33 protein-coding genes and 1 rRNA gene are annotated in these 20,729 nt (G+C 47.0%); 32 read left to right on the plus strand and 2 right to left on the minus strand.

The annotated features are described in order from the left end of the window. The first annotated feature begins 31 nt into the window (after positions 1-31). From rpsQ to DFP97_RS28105, 28 genes are all read left to right on the plus strand, one after another. A complete protein-coding gene (rpsQ, locus tag DFP97_RS27970) occupies positions 32-295 on the plus strand; it encodes a 30S ribosomal protein S17 (RefSeq protein ID WP_015847215.1) in 264 nt (87 codons plus the stop codon). Between the two features lie 47 nt (positions 296-342). Continuing rightward, positions 343-711, plus strand: coding sequence for a 50S ribosomal protein L14 (gene rplN, locus DFP97_RS27975; RefSeq protein ID WP_114383969.1), 369 nt, complete (start codon positions 343-345; stop codon positions 709-711). A gap of 48 nt (positions 712-759) precedes the next feature. Further along, entirely contained in the window at positions 760-1,113 is a 354-nt protein-coding gene (gene rplX / locus DFP97_RS27980; protein WP_114383970.1) for a 50S ribosomal protein L24, read from the plus strand. A gap of 31 nt (positions 1,114-1,144) precedes the next feature. Next, positions 1,145-1,687, plus strand: coding sequence for a 50S ribosomal protein L5 (gene rplE / locus DFP97_RS27985; RefSeq protein WP_114383971.1), 543 nt, complete (start codon positions 1,145-1,147; stop codon positions 1,685-1,687). A 26-nt stretch (positions 1,688-1,713) separates the two neighbouring features. Further along, on the plus strand, positions 1,714-1,899 hold the full coding sequence (locus DFP97_RS27990; protein WP_013312154.1) for a type Z 30S ribosomal protein S14: 186 nt from the start codon (positions 1,714-1,716) through the stop codon (positions 1,897-1,899). A 31-nt stretch (positions 1,900-1,930) separates the two neighbouring features. After that, positions 1,931-2,329: a 30S ribosomal protein S8 gene (rpsH, locus tag DFP97_RS27995; protein WP_114383972.1), complete on the plus strand. Its 399-nt coding sequence runs from the start codon at positions 1,931-1,933 to the stop codon at positions 2,327-2,329. A 31-nt stretch (positions 2,330-2,360) separates the two neighbouring features. Next, complete coding sequence (gene rplF / locus DFP97_RS28000; protein ID WP_114383973.1) at positions 2,361-2,903, plus strand: 50S ribosomal protein L6; 543 nt, start codon at positions 2,361-2,363, stop codon at positions 2,901-2,903. Positions 2,904-2,963: 60 nt separating this feature from the next. Beyond that, positions 2,964-3,332: a 50S ribosomal protein L18 gene (gene rplR / locus DFP97_RS28005; RefSeq protein ID WP_114383974.1), complete on the plus strand. Its 369-nt coding sequence runs from the start codon at positions 2,964-2,966 to the stop codon at positions 3,330-3,332. 30 nt (positions 3,333-3,362) lie between these two features. Beyond that, positions 3,363-3,860 (plus strand): 30S ribosomal protein S5, encoded by a 498-nt coding sequence (gene rpsE, locus DFP97_RS28010; protein ID WP_114383975.1) that lies wholly within the window; start codon positions 3,363-3,365, stop codon positions 3,858-3,860. A 13-nt stretch (positions 3,861-3,873) separates the two neighbouring features. Beyond that, on the plus strand, positions 3,874-4,053 hold the full coding sequence (gene rpmD / locus DFP97_RS28015; protein ID WP_220271200.1) for a 50S ribosomal protein L30: 180 nt from the start codon (positions 3,874-3,876) through the stop codon (positions 4,051-4,053). 45 nt (positions 4,054-4,098) lie between these two features. Next, positions 4,099-4,539 carry a 50S ribosomal protein L15 gene (gene rplO, locus DFP97_RS28020; protein ID WP_114383977.1) on the plus strand — a complete coding sequence of 147 codons (441 nt, stop codon included), beginning with the start codon at positions 4,099-4,101 and terminating at the stop codon, positions 4,537-4,539. Further along, positions 4,540-5,841 carry a preprotein translocase subunit SecY gene (gene secY, locus DFP97_RS28025; protein WP_114383978.1) on the plus strand — a complete coding sequence of 434 codons (1,302 nt, stop codon included), beginning with the start codon at positions 4,540-4,542 and terminating at the stop codon, positions 5,839-5,841. Positions 5,842-5,927: 86 nt separating this feature from the next. Continuing rightward, complete coding sequence (locus DFP97_RS28030; protein WP_114383979.1) at positions 5,928-6,578, plus strand: adenylate kinase; 651 nt, start codon at positions 5,928-5,930, stop codon at positions 6,576-6,578. After that, complete coding sequence (map, locus tag DFP97_RS28035) at positions 6,578-7,336, plus strand: type I methionyl aminopeptidase (protein WP_114383980.1); 759 nt, start codon at positions 6,578-6,580, stop codon at positions 7,334-7,336. The genes DFP97_RS28030 and map overlap by 1 nt, the downstream gene beginning before the upstream one ends. An 8-nt stretch (positions 7,337-7,344) precedes the next feature. Beyond that, the gene (locus tag DFP97_RS28040) at positions 7,345-7,626 is read left to right on the plus strand and encodes a KOW domain-containing RNA-binding protein (RefSeq protein ID WP_114383993.1); all 282 of its coding nucleotides are present in this window, start codon (positions 7,345-7,347) and stop codon (positions 7,624-7,626) included. A 2-nt stretch (positions 7,627-7,628) separates the two neighbouring features. After that, complete coding sequence (gene infA / locus DFP97_RS28045; protein ID WP_015847200.1) at positions 7,629-7,844, plus strand: translation initiation factor IF-1; 216 nt, start codon at positions 7,629-7,631, stop codon at positions 7,842-7,844. Between the two features lie 42 nt (positions 7,845-7,886). Continuing rightward, positions 7,887-8,000 carry a 50S ribosomal protein L36 gene (gene rpmJ / locus DFP97_RS28050; protein WP_003333770.1) on the plus strand — a complete coding sequence of 38 codons (114 nt, stop codon included), beginning with the start codon at positions 7,887-7,889 and terminating at the stop codon, positions 7,998-8,000. Positions 8,001-8,019: 19 nt separating this feature from the next. Next, positions 8,020-8,388, plus strand: coding sequence for a 30S ribosomal protein S13 (gene rpsM, locus DFP97_RS28055; protein ID WP_028609631.1), 369 nt, complete (start codon positions 8,020-8,022; stop codon positions 8,386-8,388). A 19-nt stretch (positions 8,389-8,407) separates the two neighbouring features. Beyond that, complete coding sequence (gene rpsK, locus DFP97_RS28060) at positions 8,408-8,803, plus strand: 30S ribosomal protein S11 (protein WP_028609630.1); 396 nt, start codon at positions 8,408-8,410, stop codon at positions 8,801-8,803. A gap of 125 nt (positions 8,804-8,928) precedes the next feature. Continuing rightward, positions 8,929-9,873 carry a DNA-directed RNA polymerase subunit alpha gene (locus tag DFP97_RS28065; protein ID WP_028609629.1) on the plus strand — a complete coding sequence of 315 codons (945 nt, stop codon included), beginning with the start codon at positions 8,929-8,931 and terminating at the stop codon, positions 9,871-9,873. Positions 9,874-9,918: 45 nt separating this feature from the next. Continuing rightward, complete coding sequence (gene rplQ / locus DFP97_RS28070) at positions 9,919-10,284, plus strand: 50S ribosomal protein L17 (RefSeq protein ID WP_114383981.1); 366 nt, start codon at positions 9,919-9,921, stop codon at positions 10,282-10,284. A gap of 439 nt (positions 10,285-10,723) precedes the next feature. Next, positions 10,724-11,476 (plus strand): tRNA pseudouridine(38-40) synthase TruA, encoded by a 753-nt coding sequence (truA, locus tag DFP97_RS28075; protein WP_114383982.1) that lies wholly within the window; start codon positions 10,724-10,726, stop codon positions 11,474-11,476. Positions 11,477-11,659: 183 nt separating this feature from the next. After that, positions 11,660-12,097, plus strand: coding sequence for a 50S ribosomal protein L13 (gene rplM, locus DFP97_RS28080; RefSeq protein ID WP_114383983.1), 438 nt, complete (start codon positions 11,660-11,662; stop codon positions 12,095-12,097). A 20-nt stretch (positions 12,098-12,117) separates the two neighbouring features. Next, on the plus strand, positions 12,118-12,510 hold the full coding sequence (gene rpsI, locus DFP97_RS28085) for a 30S ribosomal protein S9 (RefSeq protein ID WP_028609625.1): 393 nt from the start codon (positions 12,118-12,120) through the stop codon (positions 12,508-12,510). Positions 12,511-12,688: 178 nt separating this feature from the next. Then, on the plus strand, positions 12,689-13,384 hold the full coding sequence (locus tag DFP97_RS28090) for a phosphoadenylyl-sulfate reductase (protein WP_114383984.1): 696 nt from the start codon (positions 12,689-12,691) through the stop codon (positions 13,382-13,384). A 71-nt stretch (positions 13,385-13,455) separates the two neighbouring features. Beyond that, positions 13,456-14,622 (plus strand): sulfate adenylyltransferase, encoded by a 1,167-nt coding sequence (gene sat / locus DFP97_RS28095; protein ID WP_114383985.1) that lies wholly within the window; start codon positions 13,456-13,458, stop codon positions 14,620-14,622. A gap of 131 nt (positions 14,623-14,753) precedes the next feature. Next, positions 14,754-15,542, plus strand: coding sequence for an N-acetylmuramoyl-L-alanine amidase CwlD (gene cwlD, locus DFP97_RS28100; RefSeq protein WP_114383986.1), 789 nt, complete (start codon positions 14,754-14,756; stop codon positions 15,540-15,542). Between the two features lie 121 nt (positions 15,543-15,663). Beyond that, a complete protein-coding gene (locus DFP97_RS28105; protein ID WP_114383987.1) occupies positions 15,664-16,785 on the plus strand; it encodes an Mrp/NBP35 family ATP-binding protein in 1,122 nt (373 codons plus the stop codon). Between the two features lie 138 nt (positions 16,786-16,923). Here the strand turns inward: DFP97_RS28105 and gerD are convergent, their stop codons facing one another. Continuing rightward, positions 16,924-17,589 carry a spore germination lipoprotein GerD gene (gerD, locus tag DFP97_RS28110; RefSeq protein ID WP_114383988.1) on the minus strand — a complete coding sequence of 222 codons (666 nt, stop codon included), beginning with the start codon at positions 17,587-17,589 and terminating at the stop codon, positions 16,924-16,926. Between the two features lie 231 nt (positions 17,590-17,820). Here gerD and DFP97_RS28115 point away from each other — a divergent pair, with 231 nt between their 5' ends. Further along, a complete protein-coding gene (locus tag DFP97_RS28115) occupies positions 17,821-18,444 on the plus strand; it encodes a KinB-signaling pathway activation protein (RefSeq protein ID WP_245976629.1) in 624 nt (207 codons plus the stop codon). A gap of 5 nt (positions 18,445-18,449) precedes the next feature. On the opposite strand, the gene pdaB is transcribed toward DFP97_RS28115, so the two are convergent. Further along, positions 18,450-19,256, minus strand: coding sequence for a polysaccharide deacetylase family sporulation protein PdaB (gene pdaB, locus DFP97_RS28120; protein ID WP_114383989.1), 807 nt, complete (start codon positions 19,254-19,256; stop codon positions 18,450-18,452). Positions 19,257-19,361: 105 nt separating this feature from the next. Here pdaB and DFP97_RS28125 point away from each other — a divergent pair, with 105 nt between their 5' ends. From DFP97_RS28125 to DFP97_RS28135, 3 genes are all read left to right on the plus strand, one after another. Continuing rightward, positions 19,362-19,991, plus strand: coding sequence for a stage II sporulation protein M (locus DFP97_RS28125; RefSeq protein WP_245976630.1), 630 nt, complete (start codon positions 19,362-19,364; stop codon positions 19,989-19,991). A 127-nt stretch (positions 19,992-20,118) separates the two neighbouring features. Then, a complete protein-coding gene (locus tag DFP97_RS28130; protein WP_114383991.1) occupies positions 20,119-20,340 on the plus strand; it encodes a hypothetical protein in 222 nt (73 codons plus the stop codon). A 204-nt stretch (positions 20,341-20,544) separates the two neighbouring features. Beyond that, a 16S ribosomal RNA gene (locus tag DFP97_RS28135) occupies positions 20,545-20,729 on the plus strand; the annotation flags it as partial.

The raw sequence follows: 20,729 nt of genomic DNA on the forward strand, positions 1-20,729 counted from the left end.
TATGATCACGGCTGAAGGAAGGAGGAAGAACATGAGCGAACGCAATGCCCGCAAAGTTCAAATCGGCAAAGTCGTAAGCGACAAAATGGACAAAACAATCGTAGTTGCTGTTGAAACATACAAAAAACACGATTTGTACCATAAACGCATTAAATACACGAAAAAATTTAAAGCGCACGATGAAAATAACCAAGCGAAAATTGGCGACATCGTGAAAATCATGGAGACTCGTCCGCTTTCCAAAGACAAGCGCTTTAGACTCGTAGAAGTTGTAGAAGTGGCTGTTGTTCTTTAATGAGCGTATGCAGTACCTGAGCATTTTTCCGAAAGGAGGACGTTGAAATGATTCAACCATTTTCGCGCTTAGCTGTCGCTGACAACTCCGGCGCTAAAGAATTGATGTGTATCCGTGTACTTGGTGGAACGGGACGTCGCGTTGGTCACATCGGCGATTTGATCGTTTGCTCCGTCAAACAAGCAACACCAGGCGGCGTTGTCAAAAAAGGTGACGTTGTTAAAGCGGTTATCGTTCGCACGAAGCGTACGGTTCGCCGTAAAGACGGTTCTTACATCGCATTCGATGAGAATGCAGCTGTAATCGTTAAGGAAGATAAAAGCCCGCGCGGTACTCGTATTTTTGGACCTGTTGCCCGTGAGCTTCGCGATAAAGATTTCATGAAAATCGTATCGCTAGCACCAGAAGTTATCTAACAATCCCTATATAAGCTTGAAAGCACAAGCGTGCAGGAGGTGTAACTCATGCCAAGGCTGAAAAAAGTACTTGAATCCCATAACAATAAATTGCACGTGAAAAAGGACGACACGATCATCGTTATTACCGGTAAAGACAAAGGTAAAAAAGGTCGCGTTATCGCTGCATATCCTCGTGAAAACCGCGTTCTTGTTGAGGGTGTTAACATGGTGAAGAAGCATTCGCGTCCTTCCCAATCCAATCCACAAGGCGGTATCATCGAGCAAGAAGCGCCAATTCACGCGTCGAACGTTATGCATATCGATCCGAAGAGCGGTAAAGTAACACGTATCGGATACAAAGTGCTGGACAACGGCAAAAAAGTTCGGATCGCGAAACGTTCCGGAGAAGTAATCGACTAATCGTTACGGTAGGAAAGGAGGTCCATGAACAATGGCAGCAAGATTGAAAGGTCGTTTTCTAAACGAAATTACTCCTGCTCTAATGCAGAAGTTCAACTATACGTCTGTTATGCAAGTGCCGAAAATTGAGAAAGTTGTTATCAACATGGGGGTAGGCGAAGCGGTTTCCAATTCGAAAATCCTTGATGTAGCTGTTGAAGAACTTCGCATCATTTCCGGTCAAAAGCCAGTCGTTACTCGTGCGAAGAAGTCTATCGCAGGCTTCAAGCTTCGTGAGAACATGCCAATCGGAGTTAAAGTTACATTGCGCGGCGAGCGCATGTACCACTTCCTTGACAAGCTGTTCAACATTTCTCTTCCGCGCGTACGTGACTTCCGCGGTGTATCGACTAAAGCTTTCGACGGTCGCGGTAACTACACGCTCGGTTTGAAAGAGCAGTTGATTTTCCCGGAGATTGAGTACGATAAGGTCGATAAAGTGCGCGGTATGGACATCGTCATCGTCACGACGGCAAAAACGGACGAAGAATCTCGTGAACTGCTGACCCAAATGGGCATGCCGTTCACGAAGTAATCCACTTTTAGGAGGTGTAATACCCAGTGGCAAAAACTTCGATGAAAGTGAAGCAACAACGCACACCGAAATTCAAAGTGCGTGCATACACGCGCTGTGAGCGTTGCGGCCGTCCGCATTCTGTTTTGCAAAAGTTTAAAATTTGCCGGATTTGTTTCCGCGAGTTAGCATACAAGGGCCAGATTCCTGGCGTTAAAAAAGCAAGCTGGTAATCAGCCTAGTTCGGGAAGGAGGTTAACACAAATGGTTATGTCTGATCCGATTGCAGATATGCTGACGCGCATTCGCAATGCGAATGTCGTTCGTCACGAAACCGTGGAAATGCCCGCTTCGAAAATCAAGAAGCAAATCGCTGAAATTTTGAAACGCGAGGGTTTTATCCGCGATGCTGAATATATCGAAGACAACAAACAAGGGATTATCCGTATTTTCTTGAAGTACGGCCCTAACCAAGAGCGCGTTATTACAGGTTTGAAGCGTATCTCCAAACCAGGATTGCGCGTTTACACGCAATCAACTGAAGTACCTCGTGTATTGGGCGGCCTTGGAATTGCAATCATTTCCACGTCCAAAGGGGTTATGACTGATAAAGAAGCTCGTCAGGTTAAATCCGGCGGCGAAGTAGTTTGCTACGTTTGGTAAGTAACAAGTCACAACGATTGGAGGTGTAACAATGTCCCGTATTGGTCGCAAAGCGATCCAAGTGCCTAACGGCGTAAGCATTAACTTGGACAACACAGTCATTACTGTAAAAGGACCGAAAGGTACGCTTTCCCGTGAAATTCACAAAGATATGAAAGTGAACGTAACGGAAAACGAAATCGTAGTAGAACGTCCTTCCGATAATAAATTGCATCGTTCTTTGCACGGAACAACTCGCAGCGTCATCGCTAACATGGTGAGCGGCGTTACTGAAGGCTTCTCGAAAAACCTCGAGCTGGTAGGCGTAGGTTACCGTGCAAACAAAGCGGGTGACAAAATCGTACTTAACGTCGGTTACTCTCACCCAGTGGAGATTGTTCCCGAGACTGGAATTGAGTTCGATGTACCTGCTAACACGAAAATCACTGTTCGCGGTATCGACAAGGAGCGCGTAGGCGCTGTTGCTGCTCAAATCCGTTCCGTACGTGAGCCTGAGCCTTATAAAGGTAAAGGTATCAAGTACGAAGGCGAGCGCATCATCCGTAAAGAAGGTAAAGCTGGTAAGAAGAAATAAGCAAACAGCAAGTTTGCTTAAGATAGCGTCTTAAGGCAATGAGAAAGGAGTGAACCTTGAATGATTACGAAAGGCGATAAAAACAAGGCTCGTCTGAAAAGACACCTGCGTGTTCGTAAAAAAATTAACGGTACAGCTGCACGTCCGCGTCTATCTGTATTCCGTTCCTCCAAGCATATGTACGCACAATTGATCGATGATGTAGCAGGCGTAACATTAGTATCCGCGTCCACACAGGACAAAGAATTAGTGGAAGCGATCGGCAACGGCGGTAACGTCGAAGCAGCTACAAAAGTCGGCGAATTGATTGCGAAACGCGCTCAAGCGAAGGGTCTGACCCAAGTAGTATTTGACCGCGGCGGTTACCTGTATCACGGCAGAATTCAGGCGCTTGCTAACGCAGCTCGCGAAGCTGGCCTAGAATTCTAATCGACTTTATATATAAGGAGGTTAAATGACTTGCGTGTAGATCCTAATACGTTAGAACTGACTGAAAAAGTTGTTAATATCAATCGCGTAGCGAAAGTTGTTAAAGGCGGACGCCGCTTCAGCTTTAGCGCGCTTGTAGTAGTCGGCGACGGCAAAGGCTACGTTGGCGCAGGGATCGGTAAAGCAGGCGAAGTACCTGATGCGATTCGCAAAGGTATCGAAGATGCTAAGAAAAACCTGATCCACGTCCCACTCGTAGGAACAACAATTCCTCACCTTGTCCTCGGACATTTCGGCGCGGGAGAAGTTCTCCTTAAGCCAGCTTCCGAAGGTACTGGTGTTATCGCCGGCGGCCCGGTTCGTGCAGTACTCGAACTTGCTGGCGTTGGCGACATTTTGACGAAATCCCTCGGTTCTTCGAACTCCATGAACATGGTTAACGCGACGCTCGAAGGTCTTTCCCGTTTGAAACGTGCGGAAGATGTTGCGAAGCTTCGTGGAAAAACAGTCGAAGAGCTGTTACGCTAAGGAGGGAAATAAGATGGCAAAATTGCAAATCACCCTCGTTCGCAGTTTAATCGGCCGCAACGAGAAACAACGCGCAACTGTCGAATCTTTCGGTCTTCGCAAGATTCGTCAATCGGTTGTTTTGAACGATAGCCCAGCTATCCGCGGTATGGTTAACTCGGTTAGCCACTTGGTAAAAGTTGAAGAAGTTTAAGAATAGAACGTTGTTTTAAGAAATAAATAAGGAGGTGCACGAACGATGAAATTGCATGAGCTAGCACCAGCACCGGGCTCGACCCAAGCGCCTAAGCGTAAAGGTCGCGGTATCGGCTCCGGCAACGGTAAAACAGCCGGTAAAGGTCACAAAGGGCAAAACGCCCGTTCCGGCGGTGGCGTTCGTCCTGGTTTCGAGGGCGGACAAAACCCGTTGTATCGTCGAGTGCCGAAGCGTGGTTTTAACAACCGTTTCCGTACAGAGTATGCCATTGTCAACATTGAAGAGCTAAATAGCTTTACAGCAGGTACTGAAGTCACTCCAGAAGTTCTTCTTGAGACAGGGATCGTCAAAAATCCACTCGCAGGAATCAAGATTTTGGGTAACGGTGAAATTAGCGTTTCACTTACTGTAAAAGCAAGCAAGTTCTCTCAATCTGCGGTAGAGAAAATCCAGGCTGCCGGCGGTAAAACCGAGGTGATCTAATTGTTCAAAACCGTGTCCAACATTTGGAAAGTGGCGGATCTTCGTACAAGGATCCTCTTCACCCTTTTCATCCTACTAGTGTACCGTATCGGTTCTTTCATACCGGTACCAGGCGTTAACAAAGATGTGTTTAAGCAGGTTGATGCAGCCGGTGCGGATCTGTTCGGCTTGCTTAACACGTTTTCCGGCGGTGCTTTGTTTCAATTCTCTATCTTCGCAATCGGTATTACGCCATACATTACAGCTTCGATTATCGTACAGCTGTTATCGATGGATGTTATTCCTAAATTTGCGGAGTGGGCAAAGGAAGGCGAGAACGGTAAACGTAAGCTCGCGCAAATTACCCGTTATGGTACGATCGTACTTGGTTTGATCCAAGGTTTCGCAACAGCAATCGGATTTAACCGTCAATACGGTTACGAGATGGTTGTTGGCGCGACTTTCGTTGATTATTTACTAATTGCAATCATCTTGACTGCAGGTACAGCATTCTTGATGTGGCTAGGTGAACAAATCACGGAAAAAGGAATCGGAAACGGTATTTCGATTCTGATCTTTGCAGCAATTGCAGCAGGTATTCCTGGACACATTCGTACGATCGCTGAAGATCAGTTCGTAGGCGTCCAAGACCAGCTGTTCTTGAACATCATTAAGATGGTTTTGATCGTGATTGCGATTATCGCAATCATAGTCGGCGTCATTTTCGTGCAGCAAGGTATTCGTAAAATTCCGGTTCAATACGCAAAACGCGTTGTAGGCCGGAAAATGTACGGCGGACAATCGACGCATATTCCGATGAAAGTGAACGGCGCTGGCGTTATCCCGGTCATTTTCGCGGTATCGCTCATTATGTTCCCGATTACGATAGCTCAGTTCTGGTCCACCCAGCCTTGGGCAACCTGGATCATTAACAATATGAACTATGACCGTCCGTTAGGTATGGTATTGTATGTATTGCTAATTATCGGGTTTACCTTCTTCTATACATTCGTGCAAATTAATCCGGTTCAAATGGCTGATCAGATGAAGAAAAACGGTGGATACATCCCTGGCATTCGTCCAGGCAAGCCGACCTCGTCCTACTTAACACGCGTTATGTCGCGTATTACGTTGACGGGTGCGATCTTCCTGGCACTCATCTCTGTTCTTCCAGTGTTCTTCGGAGCACTAGCTGGATTACCGCGCTCAGTGCAGCTAGGCGGCACCTCCTTGCTCATCGTAATCGGGGTTGCCCTTGACACGATGAAGCAAATCGAGAGCCAGTTGATCAAACGCCATTACAAAGGGTTTATCAATAAATAACAATAGGTTCTGACCGGGCTTTTCGCTTTCGTCAACGGTGCGAAAGCCCGCCCGAGCCTATTGTGCTTAAAGCGAGGAAGTCGGCAATGAACATTTTATTCATGGGCCCTCCGGGAGCCGGTAAAGGTACACAAGCTGAACGTATCGTAGAAGAGTTCGGTATTCCGCATATTTCAACTGGTGATGCATTCCGCCTCGCTATGAAACAAGGAACCGCACTCGGGATCAAAGCGAAGGAGTATGTCGATCAAGGGCTGCTCGTTCCCGATGAGATTACGAACGGAATCGTAAAAGAGCGTCTAGAATTAGACGATTGCAAAAAAGGATTTTTGCTTGATGGTTTCCCTCGCACGCTGCAGCAAGCCGAAGCGCTTGACGGCATGCTGACGGAGCTTGGCCGCAGCATTAATCATGTAGTAAATTTAAAGGTTGACCGCGGACTGCTGCTCGCTCGCTTGACGGGTAGACGCATCTGTAGAACTTGTGGAACGACCTATCATGTAATCTTTAATCCACCTAAGGTTGAAGGCATTTGCGACAAAGACGGTGGAGAATTGTATCAGCGTTCTGATGATACAGAAGAAAAGGTCGGAACTCGTTTGGATGAGTATACATCCAAAACCGCACCTCTTCTTGATTACTACAGTGCTAAAAGTCTTCTGCGCGAAGTCGACGGCGAGAAGGACATTGATGTTGTAACATCAGACATCGTTTCCTGCTTGAAAGGTTCATTGTAATGATTATTTGCAAATCCGAATCGGAACTGCGATATATGAGAGAAGCTGGACGCATCGTTGCGGAAACGCACCGGTTAATGACGCAAGCTGTGAAACCAGGCATCACGACTCGTGAGCTTGACCAAATCGCTGAAACGTACATTAGAAGCCAAGGTGCTGCTCCATCCTTCAAAGGTTACAATGGTTTTCCTTCCAGCATTTGCGCTTCTGTGAATGACGAGCTGGTGCACGGCTTCCCTGGGTCACGCAAGTTGAACGAAGGCGATATTATCAGTATCGATATTGGCGCAGAGTATGAAGGCTATCATGGTGATTCTGCTTGGACCTATGCGGTTGGAGCTGTATCGGATGAAGTTCAGAAACTGCTTGATGTAACGGAGGCTTCGCTATATGCGGGGCTGCAGCTTATCAAGCCGGATGTCAGATTGTATACAATATCGCATGCTATTCAGAAGGTTATAGAAGATGCAGGCTTTTCCGTAGTACGGGAATACGTAGGGCACGGAATCGGCGCGGACCTCCATGAGGAACCACAAATACCGAACTACGGCATACCGGATCGCGGACCTCGTCTAAAGGCCGGAATGGTACTTGCAATCGAACCTATGGTCAATATCGGTGAACGATATGTCCGTACGCTTGAAGATAATTGGACGGTCGTAACGGAAGACGGTTCATGGTGCGCTCATTTTGAGCACACGGTGGCCGTAACAGAGGACGGCTTTGAAATATTGACCATTTTGCCGCAGCAGCCATAAGTATGACGATGGATGCTCGTCCCCAGATTGGTCAGTTCGTCAAAGTACTTCGCGGTAAGGATGAAGAGAGCTTCGCCGTTATTGTTGCTATCGTAGATGATCGTTTCGTCATGATTGCAGACGGCAATAAGCGTCGATTCGATCAGCCGAAGAAAAAGAACGTTCTGCATCTCGAGTTACAGCCTGCCATCAGTCAAGAGGTTTCAAGCAGCTTGCTTGAAACAGGCAGAGTGACCAATGCCAAGTTACGTTATGTGATTCAGAAGTTTGCGTATGCGAAAGGAGAATGACGGTGGCTAAGGAAGACGTCATTGAGGTCGAAGGTACGGTCATCGAACCGTTGCCGAATGCCATGTTCAAGGTGGAGCTGGAGAACGGTCATCAAATTCTCGCACACGTTTCCGGAAAGCTCAGAATGCACTTTATCCGCATCCTGACAGGAGACAAAGTGGTTATACAGTTATCGCCTTATGATTTATCAAGAGGGCGCATCACCTATCGGAAGTAGTCCTTTGGGGCTTACTTACGAAAGATTCGGGAGGTAATCACAATGAAGGTCAGACCTTCGGTTAAGCCGATCTGCGAAAAATGCAAAGTCATTCGTCGCAAAGGCAACGTTATGGTGATTTGTGAAAATCCGAAACACAAACAAAAACAAGGATAGAAGGAGGGAAATATAGCCTATGGCACGTATAGCTGGTGTAGACTTGCCGCGTGATAAACGCGTCGAAATCGCCCTGACGTACATTTTCGGTATTGGCAAAACAACGTCGCAAAAACTTTTGAAAACAGCTGATGTTAACTTCGACACTCGCGTTCGCGATTTGACAGAAGACGAATTGGGTCGCTTGCGCGAAGCAATCGATAAATCTGTTAAAGTAGAAGGCGACTTGCGTCGTGAAATTTCGCTTAACATCAAGCGTCTGACTGAAATCGGATGCTACCGCGGTCTTCGTCACCGTCGTGGATTGCCTGTTCGCGGTCAACGTACAAAAACAAATGCCCGTACACGTAAAGGTCCTCGTCGGACTGTAGCTAACAAGAAGAAATAAGAAGGGAGGATAATGGACAATGGCTAAACCAAAAAAAGTCGTTCGTACGAAACGTCGCGACCGGAAAAATATTGACACTGGCGTTGCGCACATTCGCTCGACGTTCAACAATACGATCGTTACGATCACGGATCCGCACGGTAATGCAATCTCTTGGGCAAGCTCTGGTAACCTTGGTTTCAAAGGTTCCCGTAAAAGCACGCCGTTCGCAGCTCAAATGGCTGCTGAATCCGCAGCGAAAGCAGCGATGGAGCATGGCATGAGAACTGTCGAAGTGATGGTAAAAGGACCAGGCGCCGGCCGTGAAGCAGCGATTCGCTCGCTTCAAGCTGCTGGATTGGAAGTTAACCTCATTAAAGACGTAACACCAGTTCCTCATAACGGATGCCGTCCGCCGAAACGTCGTCGCGTATAGTTGGATTCTTGGTGGTATCAAATAACAACAACTTGTGAATAATGGTTGTGAAGGTTTGGCATACTACAAGATTTGACTTAAAATAAGTAAGGTAACGGAGCGACGTTTGAAGGAGGGTACTATTAGTGATTGAGATCGAAAAGCCGAAAATCGAAACCGTAGAACTGAATGACGAGGGAACTTACGGACGTTTCGTCGTCGAACCGCTGGAACGCGGATACGGCACGACGCTTGGAAATTCGCTTCGCCGAATTTTATTGTCATCTTTGCCGGGTGCAGCAGTAACCTCGGTTCAAATCGACGGAGTGCTTCACGAGTTCTCTACGGTTCCCGGAGTGATTGAGGATGTGACCGAAATCATTCTGAACCTGAAGGGCCTCTCGTTGAAAATCCACTCCGATGAAGAAAAGGTGTTGGAAATCGACGCGGAAGGCGAAGGGAATATTACAGCGGGCGACATTCGAGCTGACAGCGATGTCGAGATTTTAAGCCCTGATCTTCACATCGCAACCTTGGCCTCCGGCGCGCGGCTCCATATGCGGGTTTTTGCTAATCGGGGACGCGGTTACGTGCAAGCGGACCGCAACAAGAAGGACGAACAACCGATTGGGGTAATACCCGTTGATTCGATATACACGCCAATTACTCGTGTCAACTACAGCGTTGAAAATACGCGCGTGGGTCAAGTTACGAACTACGACAAGCTGACGCTTGAAGTATGGACTGACGGCAGTATTAGACCGGAAGAGGCTGTAAGCCTCGGCGCTAAAATTTTGACCGAGCATTTGGACCTGTTCGTTGGATTAACCGATGAAGCCAAAGACGCGGAAATTATGGTTGAGAAGGAAGAAGATAAGAAAGAGAAAGTTCTTGAGATGACGATCGAGGAGCTTGATCTTTCCGTCCGTTCTTATAACTGCTTGAAACGCGCAGGCATTAACACCGTTCAAGAGCTGATCACGAAATCCGAAGAGGACATGATGAAGGTTCGTAACCTGGGCCGTAAATCACTCGAGGAAGTTCAAGAGAAGCTTGAAGAGCTCGGTTTGGGCCTTCGTATGGAAGAGTAGTAAACCAACAAGAATAGACAAAAGAGCAAGGGAGGGGAAAACAAGATGGCATATCAAAAATTGGGACGTGACGCTAGTGCACGGAAAGCATTGTTCCGTGACCTCGTTACTGATTTGTTCCTTTATGAGCGTATTCAAACGACTGAAGCTAAAGCGAAAGAAGTTCGTTCTATCGCTGAGAAGCTGATCACTAAAGCTAAGCAAGGTGATCTGAGTGCTCGTCGTCAAGTAGCTGCTTATGTTCGTCGTGAATCCGTTGACGGACAACAAGACGCTATTCAAAAGCTGTTCTCCGAACTGGCTACCCGTTACTCGGAACGTGCGGGCGGATACACGCGCATTCTGAAGCTAGGTCCTCGTCGCGGCGATGCTGCGCCTATGGTTTACCTGGAATTGGTTGACCGCGCGTAAGTATAACCCAATAGTCGAGAAGCGTATGAGCTAGTCCACAGCGAAAAACCTTGTCCCAGCTTATACGTAGAGAAAAGGGTGGACCCTTGCGGCCACCTTTTTTTATTTGCTGTTCACGGTTATTGTCTATATTGGTTTGTTCTTATAATGCTTGCGGGATACGCCATGGTATTGTCTTTGTATTGTTTGCAGGTGCGCAAAACGCCAAGCGTGTCCATAAGGCCGTGTAAGCGGCTGAAGTGGACGAAAGCGACTGCTACAGATAAAAGTCACCAGGGAGCGTCGGATGAGCTTGTAAGACACCTCCCAGGTGTCCAGAGGGCGGAGCGCCTCGGGGTCCCCCTTATGAAGGGGGATTTAGAGGGATGGGTCCCTTGGTTAAGGTGTAGGTTATCTTAATTAGGGGGATGGAAATCCCTTTTAAAAGGGGGCAGGTTGGATGCGCAACATATGCGTCAAAGTGAGCTACGACGGTTCAGGCTTTAACGGCTTTCAATCGCAGCCATACGGCAGAACGGTGCAGGGTGAAATTGAAAAGGCCATTAAGAAGCTGACAGGCGAGACCATTATTATTATTGGATCAGGACGTACCGATGCGGGAGTGCATGCGCAGGGACAGATGTTCAACTTCTACACGGAATCAACGATTCCGACGCAGAGGTGGGCGATTGCTCTGAATACGCGGTTACCGAAGGATATCGTCATCATCGAAGCATTCGATGTGCCGGAGCATTTTCATGCCAGAAGATCCGCTAAGCGCAAAACGTATCGTTATACGATAGATCTCGGGAAGTTTCCGGACGTATTTGGCCGTCAGTTCCGCTTTCATCATCCGACTCCGCTTGATATAGATGCGATGCGAGAGGGTTTGACCTATTTAGTCGGAGAGCATGATTTCACTTCGTTCACATCAATACATTCTACTAAGCCTCATCATATTCGCACAATCTATGAAGCAGACTTCATACAGGAAGGCCCAATCGTTCATATGTACGTGACAGGCAATGGTTTTCTGTACAATATGGTTCGCGTTATTATGGGAACTTTATTATGGGTAGGCGAAGGGAAACTAGTTCCGTCTGATATAAAACGCATCCTCGAAGGGCGCAATCGATCACTCGCTGGACCAACCGCAATGCCGCACGGATTGATGCTGATGGATGTTGAATATTTCATCGAAAAACAAGGATAAATCACTATAAATTACTTGCACTTACCTATTCTTTATAGTAGAATATAACTTGTGCTTTCGAAGTGGCTAACCCACAGCCCCGACTGAGATCGTCACAAACTTGGCAATCAACAATGAATATCAAACCAACGTTTACGTTGTTATAAAAAACGATTAATGTATAAGAATTAAGGAGGATCATCCATGCGTACCACCTATATGGCTAAGCCAAATGAAGTTGAGCGTAAATGGTTCGTCATTGATGCGGAAGGCAAAACGCTTGGCCGTTTGGCTAGTGAAGCAGCAGCTCTGATCCGCGGCAAGCACAAACCGCAATTTACACCACATATTGATACAGGCGATTTCGTCGTAGTTATCAATGCTGAGAAAATCGTTCTGACAGGCAAAAAAATGTCGGACAAAATGTACTACCGTCACTCGATGTACCCAGGTGGTTTGAAAGTAACACCGGCACAAGAGATGATCAAAAACAAGCCGGAGCGCGTTATCGAATTCGCGGTACACGGCATGTTGCCTAAGAATCGTCTTGGCGACAAAATGAAGCTTAAACTTAAAGTATACGCAGGTGCGGAACATCCACATCAAGCACAAAACCCTGAAGTTTACGAACTTCGCGGGTAATAAAGAGGAGGACATGTTTCATGGCTCAAGTGCAATACTATGGAACCGGTCGTCGTAAACACTCTGTTGCACGTGTACGTCTTGTGCCGGGTGAAGGACGAATCATTGTTAATAAACGCGATTTGAATGAATATTTCGGTTTGGAAACACTCAAGCTGATCGTAAAACAACCGCTTAACCTTACTGACACATTGTCGAAATACGATGTGCTTGTAATCGCTAACGGCGGTGGAATGTCCGGTCAAGCTGGCGCTATCCGTCACGGTATTTCCCGCGCTCTGCTCAAAGCAGACCCTGAATTCCGTCCGGCTCTAAAACGTGCAGGCTTCCTGACACGTGATCCGCGTATGAAAGAACGTAAAAAATACGGTCTTAAAGCGGCTCGTCGCGCTCCACAATTCTCGAAACGTTAATATGTACAAGACAAATGCCTTCTCTGCATGCCGGAGAAGGCGTTTTTTTGTGACTTAACAAAAAAGGTAAAAACTTTATTTCATTTTGGTGTAAACTTAATATTGAACAATGACCGCTTAGGACGTATAATTTTTATACAGACTATTTTACTAGGAATTAAAAACGGAGGGCATAAAAATGAACCTTTTTGAAAAAGAAGCGCTTATCGCGCAAAAAGCGGTAGAGCTTGAGAACGCAACACCGGAAGAAATTATCGCTTATGCGGTAGAAACCTTCCCTAACATTACATTTGCCTGCAGCTTCGGCGCAGAAGACGTTGTTTTGGTCGACATGCTCCAAAAAATTAGTCCGAAAACGGATATTTTCTATTTGGATACCGACTTTCACTTCAAGGAAACCTATGAGACACGCGACCGTATGGCCGAACGTTATCCAGGAATTCCTTTCGTTGAAGTTAAGCCGGAAATGACGCCTGAGGAACAAGCTGCACAATTCGGCGAAGAGCTATGGAAGACTGATGCCAATGCATGCTGCAACATCCGTAAAGTTAAACCTCTAACAAACATTTTGTCGAAGTATGAGGCTTGGATTACAGGTATCCGCCGTGATCAGGCGCCGACTCGGGCAAACTCGAAAAAAATTGAATACGATACAAAATTCGGCTTGGTTAAGTTCAATCCTATTGCTGGATGGACGTCGGAAGACGTATGGAACTACATTCGCGAGAATGATGTCATCTATAACCCGCTGCATGACCAAAATTACCCAAGTATCGGCTGTGAGCAATGCACGCGTAAAGTTATGCCGGGTGAAGACCCGCGCGCTGGACGCTGGGCTGGTCAAGAGAAAACAGAATGCGGCTTGCATAAGTAAGATATATAATTATAAGCGGATGCTTCGATTTTTGCTTAGCATTTGCAAACCTTTGGGAGGCTACAAGCATTATGAGTCAAATTTTACCGCATGGCGGTGTACTGGTTAACCGAATCGCCGTGGGCGAACAACGTGAAGCGTTACTAGCAGAAGCTAAAGCTTTGAAATCCATTACGATCAACACGTGGACGATTTCCGACCTTGATTTGATCGGTGTAGGCGCTTTTTCCCCGTTGACAGGCTTCATGAATGAAGCAGACTACCGTTCGGTAGTAGAGAGCATGCGTCTTGCTAACGGTACCGTATGGAGCATTCCGATTACACTTGCTGTAGAAGAGAAGAAAGCGGCAGAGTTCGCGGCTGGTGAGCGCGCTGCGCTTGTTGGCGAAGACGGTGTTATCTACGGCGTTATCGATATCGAAAGCATTTATAGCGTTGATCAGAAGCTTGAAGCGGTTAACGTATTCAAGACCGATGATCTTGAGCATCCGGGCGTACAGAAGCTGTTAGAACGTTCTTCTACCTATGTAGGCGGTGCTATCACTGTATTGAACCGTCCACAGCCCGAGAAGTTTAAAGAGTTTTATTTCGACCCTTCGGAAACTCGCCGTATTTTTGCGGAAAAAGGCTGGAAAACGATTGTTGGCTTCCAAACGCGTAACCCTGTTCACCGCGCTCATGAATATATTCAGAAGACGGCAATGGAAATTGTCGATGCTTTGTTCCTGAACCCACTCGTAGGCGAAACAAAATCGGATGATGTTCCCGCAAATGTTCGAATGAAGAGCTATCTGGCCCTTCTCGAAAATTATTATCCGAAGGATCGCGTTTTTCTTGGCGTATTCCCGGCAGCCATGCGTTACGCTGGACCTCGCGAAGCGATTTTCCATGCGATCGTTCGTAAAAACTATGGCTGCTCGCATTTTATCGTTGGCCGCGACCATGCAGGCGTTGGCGATTACTACGGTACTTACGAAGCACAGGATCTGTTGAAATCCATTTCTGCTGAAGATCTTGGCATTACGCCGCTTTACTTCGAGCACAGCTTCTACTGCAAGCAATGCGGTAACATGGCTACTTCGAAAACATGTCCGCATGATAAAGAGCATCATTTGACTCTTTCGGGTACAAAGGTTCGCGCATTGCTGCGCGATGGCGTTTGCCCGCCGCCTGAGTTCTCGCGTCCGGAAGTGGCTAAGATCCTTATTGAAGGTATGTCTGAACAGCCTGTAGGATAATCGCTTCATTTTCGTTATTGGTTTGTCTCATAAACGACCATCTCGTCCCATATAAATGAATGAGTGCATATGGCTTATTAAAAGCATATGATGCCGCTTATTCATTAGATGGAGGACGAGGTGGTTTTTTTATGCGCCGAATCGGTCGGCATGTTGTCGTGTGGATGACGTATAAAGGGGCAATTCGAATCGGTATAGGCCTGCTAGTTATTATTTTGACAGGAATATTGCTTAGTCAAACGATGCCCGTATCAAGGACATGGTCCTATTGGACGTTGCCGCTCTCAGGTAAGACAATTGCCATCGATGCCGGTCATGGGGGAGTTGACGGGGGCGCTGTCAGCAAGCAGGGCGTTATAGAGAAGGACTTGAATTTGGCGATCGCGCTGTATTTGCGGGATTACTTACAGCAGGCGGGAGCGATAGTTATCATGACCCGGGAAGGCGATTACGATCTTGCGACGGGTGACGCGCGTGCTTATAGCAAACGAAAGACAGAAGATTTGAAGAAACGCGTGTCGGTCATTAGGGAAAGTCAACCGGCTGCAGTCATCAGTATACATATGAACAGCATTCCCTCGAATAAATGGTCAGGGGCGCAAACCTTTTATCATCCTGCAAACCATCCGGAGAACCGGATTCTTGCCACGTTCATACAGGATGAGATTAGACGAAATCTCGAAAACACAACTCGTACCGCAGCTACTGTAAAGGATGTATATGTATTGAAGGCCATTGAGGATATTCCGACGGCATTGGTGGAGGTAGGATTTCTTTCTAATCCGGGGGAGGCCGAGCGGCTTGCGGATGCCGAATATCAGCGGAAGGTTGCCGCATCCATATATGAGGGTATACTAAGGTACAGTTCAGGGGAAAAGCTAAGCGGAAGTGTGCTGAAAGAAGAAATAACTGAACGCTGACGGGTTTAAATAACTCCTACAAAATGGAAACTTCATACTTAACTCATTAGTTGGTTGATATGGTTACTGTGTTATACTAAGTATTAAATAGTCGTCATTACATAAAGGTGGGAAAAAATTTATGCTTACACGCGAGCAAGCAATAGAAGCCGTCGAATCCGTGACGGCACAATATACCGCGGAACCGATATCGTTCCGCGATGTCATGGTGCGGGACCGTCAAGTATCGTTGACGGTCCTTGGGGTTAGCGCGGCTGCGCAGCCCGCGCTGGAAGCCTCGCTTCGCGAGGCGCTGGCGCGCCTGGGCGCCGAAACCGTGCACTGCCGGTTTCGGGCCGAGGCTGCGCCTGCCGCGGGCGCAGGCGCAGCTACGCCGCCGCCTGCGGCAGCTGCAGCGCCGGCTGCGGCTAGCGCCGGTGCCGGCAAAGCTGGCGGCCCGGCACCCGTACAGGGCCACGGGGCCGGGCTTGCAAGCCCGCTGCTGGATCCTCGCAGCGGGGTGCAGTTCATCGCCGTCGCCAGCGGCAAGGGCGGCGTCGGCAAATCAACGGTGACCGTCAATCTTGCGGTCGCCTTAGCCCGTAAGGGCAAGCGCGTCGGGATCATCGACGCTGATATTTACGGCTTCAGCGTGCCCGATATGATGGGCATCGAGGAGCGTCCGAACGTTGTGAACGAACGGGTAATCCCGATCGAGAAGTTCGGCGTTAAGGTAATGTCGATGGGCTTCTTTGTTGAAGATAACAGCCCGATCGTGTGGCGCGGCCCGATGCTCGGCAAAATGCTGCGCAACTTTTTTCAAGAGATCGAATGGGGCGAGCTCGACTATGTGCTGCTGGACCTGCCTCCGGGTACTGGCGACGTAGCGCTTGACGTTCACCAAATCATACCGCAAAGCAAAGAAATTATCGTCACAACGCCGCATGCGACAGCTGCTTTCGTAGCTGCGCGGGCAGGGGCGATGGCCATCAAAACGGAGCACGAAATTATTGGCATTGTCGAAAATATGTCCTATTACGTATCTCCCTCGACCGGAGAGAAGGAATATGTATTCGGACGCGGCGGCGGCGCTCGTCTTGCTGAGACGCTTCATGCTGATCTGCTTGCGCAAATTCCGCTTGGCGCACCAGACAATCATCCGTCCGAACACGACTTTTCACCTTCCGTGTACAAAGCGGAATCCGATACAGGCAAGCTTTACCTGGAGCTGGCTGAGAGCGTATTAAGCAAATGCACCGTTTAACAAGCAATTTTCAAGTAAATGTTTACATGATCATTTAAAAATAATAAGCCCGAACGATAATCCTTTGCAGCAAGTTTGCTTTGCACATTGGACTAGCCGTTCGGGCTTTTTTTCATTTACATTCCTGGCATTCCTGACTCATCCACCTTCATCTTCCCCACTTGCTTCTTCACTTTGCCCTTCTTCCTCTGCGAATGCTTCTTCTTCTTTCTTTTTCTTCTCAACCTTTTCATCAGGCTTCGGTTTTAGCTCTTCCTGTACCGCTTTTTTCATCAGGTCAAGCACTTCGACACGGAATAATGGGTTTTGCATCGATTCCTGCATGAGCGACATCACTTCTTTTCGATACTGTGTGCTTTGCAGAACATCAAGAATCATTTTATCCATTTCCGGATTCTTCATCACTTTAAGTAAGTCAGCCTGATAGGACGGATCCTTGATCAGTTCCTTGTGAATGTCTTTATTTTGCTTGTTAACAGCCTTAGCAAACTCGGCTGCAAAACGGGTATCCACCATAAGCTTCTTAATGACTTTGTCGTATTCGGGAGAGACGAGTACATCCTTCACTGCTAATCTTACTGTCTCCTGGTCTTGACTGCTCAGCAGCTTAGTACTGTAACCCGACATCTGCTGCGATGATTCCTGCAGAGCCTTTTGAGCATCTTGTGTTTTTAAAATATCGATGACCATAGACTTTACATCTTTGTAGCTTACTTGTTCAGTTGGTGGCGGTGGTGCGGCGCAGCTTGTCAATACAATGGCCATTGCAGGGATAACCGACAATAAAGCCCGCTTTATGCGCATGTTTTGCTTGCTCCCTTCTATGTCAGTACACATGTATTCGATGGAAATGGACAAATCGTCTCAAAAGTGTTGTTTCGTGCTCTTATTATGCGCATTGTTCACCGTATTATCATGGACAACCGTTAGCTTTTTGTTGTGAACGTGGTAAAATAAAGGGTAATGCGGAAGCCAATTTTGGCCGAGAGTGGAGAGCGTAATTATTCAAAGTTAGTTTTCAGGAGGATACGGAACGTGAATTTAAAAAAATGGTTCTTTTTGTTTTGGAGCAGCATGGCTGTCGGTGCGGTGGTTTGCGTAGTGACCGGAGCAGTGATGCAATGGACCGATCCGGAATTCGGTTTTTTAGGCTTTAGGGCGGTTGGATTTAATGCACTAATGATGGCGATGGTTGGATTGATGATCGGAGCGTTTAGTCAAATGGGCTTTTTCGCTTATTTAACCTTGAATTATATTGCCCTAAGCGTTTTCGGCAAAAAATATTTGTGGAACGCGCTGCAGGGCTATACGACGATATTCGCAGCGATCGGTCTAGGCTATTTATTGTATGAGCAGCGCATGAACAATTGGTTTTTCTGGCTGCTGCCGCTCGTGTTGCTCATCTGCTCCGCACTCGTGTCTTGGTTAAAGGTTAAGCAAACGAACAAAACGGCATTCGTACCGACGATGTTTCTTATGTTTGTTATTACCTTTATTGAAGCTTGGCCTGCGCTGCAGGGCGAGACTAACGTATCTGCTATCGTATTTATGATGGTTCCTTTGTTCGTTTGCAATGCGTACCAAATTATGATGATGCACCGGCTCCTCAAAAAAGAAACAACCGGCCAAGCGGCAGTAGCCGCAAAGCCGGTAGTATAAAATGATTATTCTAAAGCTGCGGCATCAAGCTGCGGGAAAGTAGAAGTCGTCTTGTCCTGCACAGCTTTGCCGTCTATTTCGGTTTGAGCGATAAGCTCGGATACGCTTACGAATTCGTAACCCTTCGCCCGCAGCTGGTCAATGACGACCGGCAGTGCCTCATGCGTTTGCTTGACGGAGTCGCTCGCGTGGAACAGTATAATGTCTCCTGGATGAGCCCGCGATACGACGCGATTAATAATTTTGTCCGTTCCGATGTTCATCCAATCAAGTGAATCAGTATCCCATTGGATCACCTTATATTGTAGTTCCTCTGCGATGCGCAGCACACGCTTATCGAAATCTCCGTTAGGCAACCGGATCAAATTCGGCTGTTTACCGACCATTTCAGATAAGATGTTGTGCGCTGTTGTAATTTGCTTGCGGATTTCTTCGTCGCTCAGCTTGCTGTAGTTGTCGTGCTTGTGCCCGTGGCTCCCGATTTCGTAGCCGGCTTGTTGAATTTTTTTTACGATTTCCGGATGGGACTGGCTCCACGGTGAGGATAAGAAGAAGGTAGCCTGCGTTACGTTCTTTTCCTTTAAAACATTAAGAATGGGCTCCGTACGTTTATCGCCCCAGCTAATGTCAAAGGTAAGAGCAACGAGTTTCTTTTCTGTCGGAACACTGTAAATGGCAGCCGGCTGCTGCGGGGAGAAGACGGTGATGTTGTCGCGTTCGGCGTAAATAATACCGATTGAGAATACAACCGCGATTGCAATTAAAAAATACCTTTTTAACTTACGGCCGTTTAACACATAAAAAACGTTCATGGGGAAGGGCTCTCCTTTCCTAATGGAAGCTTGTTCTAGTACAATCTATGCTCGTACACAAAAGTTATTCATGCCTATTGGAAACTTAAGCGTTAGGAGAGAAATATGATGTTCAAATGGCGTACAATAGCGGATCATTTCAAACAAATGAATCCATATATAGCGTTTGGCTTTATCCTTTTTTTCGCGGGAATGATTATCGGAGGGACGAATCCAGCATTCCAATCGTTTCTTAATAATCAGATGGAGGGGTTAGAACAGCTCTCAAATTTTATTGAACAGTCGGAAAATCCGGTTTTAATGAGTATCATCGTTATTTTTCTAAATAATGCGGTCAAATCGATTTTCGTTATGTATTTAGGCGCATTGTTCGGGATATTACCTTTTTTCTTTCTAGTTGTGAATGGAATGGTAGTCGGTTATTTGCTGCAGCGGGTAGCTGAGGTGCATGGAGGGGGATATGTGTTTGAGCTTGTAGTCAAAGGTCTTCTCCCGCACGGTATTCTTGAAATACCGGCTATCATTATCGCTTGCGCCTATGGTATGCGTTTCGGCGTTCTTGCGTTTAAAGGATTAGGATCCCTTATATTCGCCAGATCCAAAACGGCCGGTGTAGGCCGCGAGCTCGAAACTTTCGTCATTCGAACAGTTCCAGTGATGGTTATATTGACGATCTCGCTGCTTATTGCATCATTAATTGAAAGTACAATTACAACATGGTTGTTAAAGATGTAATAATTTTTCCAATATTTGAGCATAACAGTAAAGCAGTGTCGAAGCGCATTTGCGTAAGGCGTTGCTTTTTTGTTCGTTTTAGGACGGTCTAGTTGCGCTTTACATCAAAAGGAGGTCGCTCACGGCTATGCTCGGAATACTGTTCAACGATAAAGAATGCAAAGAACTCGACTACGTCCTTCGCAAAGAACTGGATGAAATGCTGCTTGATCTTAACGACTCAAGATTAGATGGAGATATCAAGCAAGCAATTACGAGAAGATACAAGATTATCTTCCGAATGTATGCCCGTATCGCCTCCCCGAAAGAGCTGTCCCGTTATGCGCTTAACGCTAGATCACACAGATAATAAATGTTTTTAAAAAAATATTTAAAAAAGGGGTTGCATTCAAATGGGCCCCTGTGATATATTATTTCTTGTCGCCGCTGACCTAAACGCGGTTGACACGAAAGAAAAGATTGTTCTTTGAAAACTGAACAACGAGTGAAACTGCCCCGCAAATCCTAACGGATGAGCGGAAAAGCGATAAAAAGTATTGAGCAATCAAACACCAATTTGGAGAGTTTGATCCTGGCTCAGGACGAACGCTGGCGGCGTGCCTAATACATGCAAGTCGAGCGGATCTTATCCTTCGGGATAAGATTAGCGGCGGACGGGTGAGTAACACGTAGGTAACCTGCCCGTAAGACTGGGATAACATTCGGAAACGAATGCTAATACCGGATACACAGCTTGGT

The sequence above is a fragment of the Paenibacillus prosopidis genome (assembly GCF_003337375.1).
GTDB classification, from domain to species: domain Bacteria; phylum Bacillota; class Bacilli; order Paenibacillales; family Paenibacillaceae; genus Pristimantibacillus; species Pristimantibacillus prosopidis.

Excerpts from the sequence above, each read along its gene's own strand:
- rplE (WP_114383971.1), top strand. The coding sequence starts at position 1,145 with ATGGCAGCAAGATTGAAAGGTCGTTTTCTAAACGAAATTACTCCTGCT.
- rpsM (WP_028609631.1), top strand. The coding sequence starts at position 8,020 with ATGGCACGTATAGCTGGTGTAGACTTGCCGCGTGATAAACGCGTCGAA.
- rpsI (WP_028609625.1), top strand. The coding sequence starts at position 12,118 with ATGGCTCAAGTGCAATACTATGGAACCGGTCGTCGTAAACACTCTGTT.
- rpmD (WP_220271200.1), top strand. The coding sequence starts at position 3,874 with ATGGCAAAATTGCAAATCACCCTCGTTCGCAGTTTAATCGGCCGCAAC.
- rpmJ (WP_003333770.1), top strand. The coding sequence starts at position 7,887 with ATGAAGGTCAGACCTTCGGTTAAGCCGATCTGCGAAAAATGCAAAGTC.
- sat (WP_114383985.1), top strand. The coding sequence starts at position 13,456 with ATGAGTCAAATTTTACCGCATGGCGGTGTACTGGTTAACCGAATCGCC.
- gerD (WP_114383988.1), bottom strand. The coding sequence starts at position 17,589 with ATGCGCATAAAGCGGGCTTTATTGTCGGTTATCCCTGCAATGGCCATT.
- DFP97_RS28105 (WP_114383987.1), top strand. The coding sequence starts at position 15,664 with ATGCTTACACGCGAGCAAGCAATAGAAGCCGTCGAATCCGTGACGGCA.
- DFP97_RS28130 (WP_114383991.1), top strand. The coding sequence starts at position 20,119 with ATGCTCGGAATACTGTTCAACGATAAAGAATGCAAAGAACTCGACTAC.
- rplF (WP_114383973.1), top strand. The coding sequence starts at position 2,361 with ATGTCCCGTATTGGTCGCAAAGCGATCCAAGTGCCTAACGGCGTAAGC.
- map (WP_114383980.1), top strand. The coding sequence starts at position 6,578 with ATGATTATTTGCAAATCCGAATCGGAACTGCGATATATGAGAGAAGCT.
- cwlD (WP_114383986.1), top strand. The coding sequence starts at position 14,754 with ATGCGCCGAATCGGTCGGCATGTTGTCGTGTGGATGACGTATAAAGGG.
- DFP97_RS28125 (WP_245976630.1), top strand. The coding sequence starts at position 19,362 with ATGATGTTCAAATGGCGTACAATAGCGGATCATTTCAAACAAATGAAT.
- rplO (WP_114383977.1), top strand. The coding sequence starts at position 4,099 with ATGAAATTGCATGAGCTAGCACCAGCACCGGGCTCGACCCAAGCGCCT.
- DFP97_RS28090 (WP_114383984.1), top strand. The coding sequence starts at position 12,689 with ATGAACCTTTTTGAAAAAGAAGCGCTTATCGCGCAAAAAGCGGTAGAG.
- pdaB (WP_114383989.1), bottom strand. The coding sequence starts at position 19,256 with ATGAACGTTTTTTATGTGTTAAACGGCCGTAAGTTAAAAAGGTATTTT.
- rpsK (WP_028609630.1), top strand. The coding sequence starts at position 8,408 with ATGGCTAAACCAAAAAAAGTCGTTCGTACGAAACGTCGCGACCGGAAA.
- truA (WP_114383982.1), top strand. The coding sequence starts at position 10,724 with ATGCGCAACATATGCGTCAAAGTGAGCTACGACGGTTCAGGCTTTAAC.
- rplR (WP_114383974.1), top strand. The coding sequence starts at position 2,964 with ATGATTACGAAAGGCGATAAAAACAAGGCTCGTCTGAAAAGACACCTG.
- DFP97_RS28030 (WP_114383979.1), top strand. The coding sequence starts at position 5,928 with ATGAACATTTTATTCATGGGCCCTCCGGGAGCCGGTAAAGGTACACAA.
- rpsQ (WP_015847215.1), top strand. The coding sequence starts at position 32 with ATGAGCGAACGCAATGCCCGCAAAGTTCAAATCGGCAAAGTCGTAAGC.
- rplM (WP_114383983.1), top strand. The coding sequence starts at position 11,660 with ATGCGTACCACCTATATGGCTAAGCCAAATGAAGTTGAGCGTAAATGG.
- rplX (WP_114383970.1), top strand. The coding sequence starts at position 760 with ATGCCAAGGCTGAAAAAAGTACTTGAATCCCATAACAATAAATTGCAC.
- DFP97_RS28040 (WP_114383993.1), top strand. The coding sequence starts at position 7,345 with ATGGATGCTCGTCCCCAGATTGGTCAGTTCGTCAAAGTACTTCGCGGT.
- rpsH (WP_114383972.1), top strand. The coding sequence starts at position 1,931 with ATGGTTATGTCTGATCCGATTGCAGATATGCTGACGCGCATTCGCAAT.
- rplN (WP_114383969.1), top strand. The coding sequence starts at position 343 with ATGATTCAACCATTTTCGCGCTTAGCTGTCGCTGACAACTCCGGCGCT.
- rplQ (WP_114383981.1), top strand. The coding sequence starts at position 9,919 with ATGGCATATCAAAAATTGGGACGTGACGCTAGTGCACGGAAAGCATTG.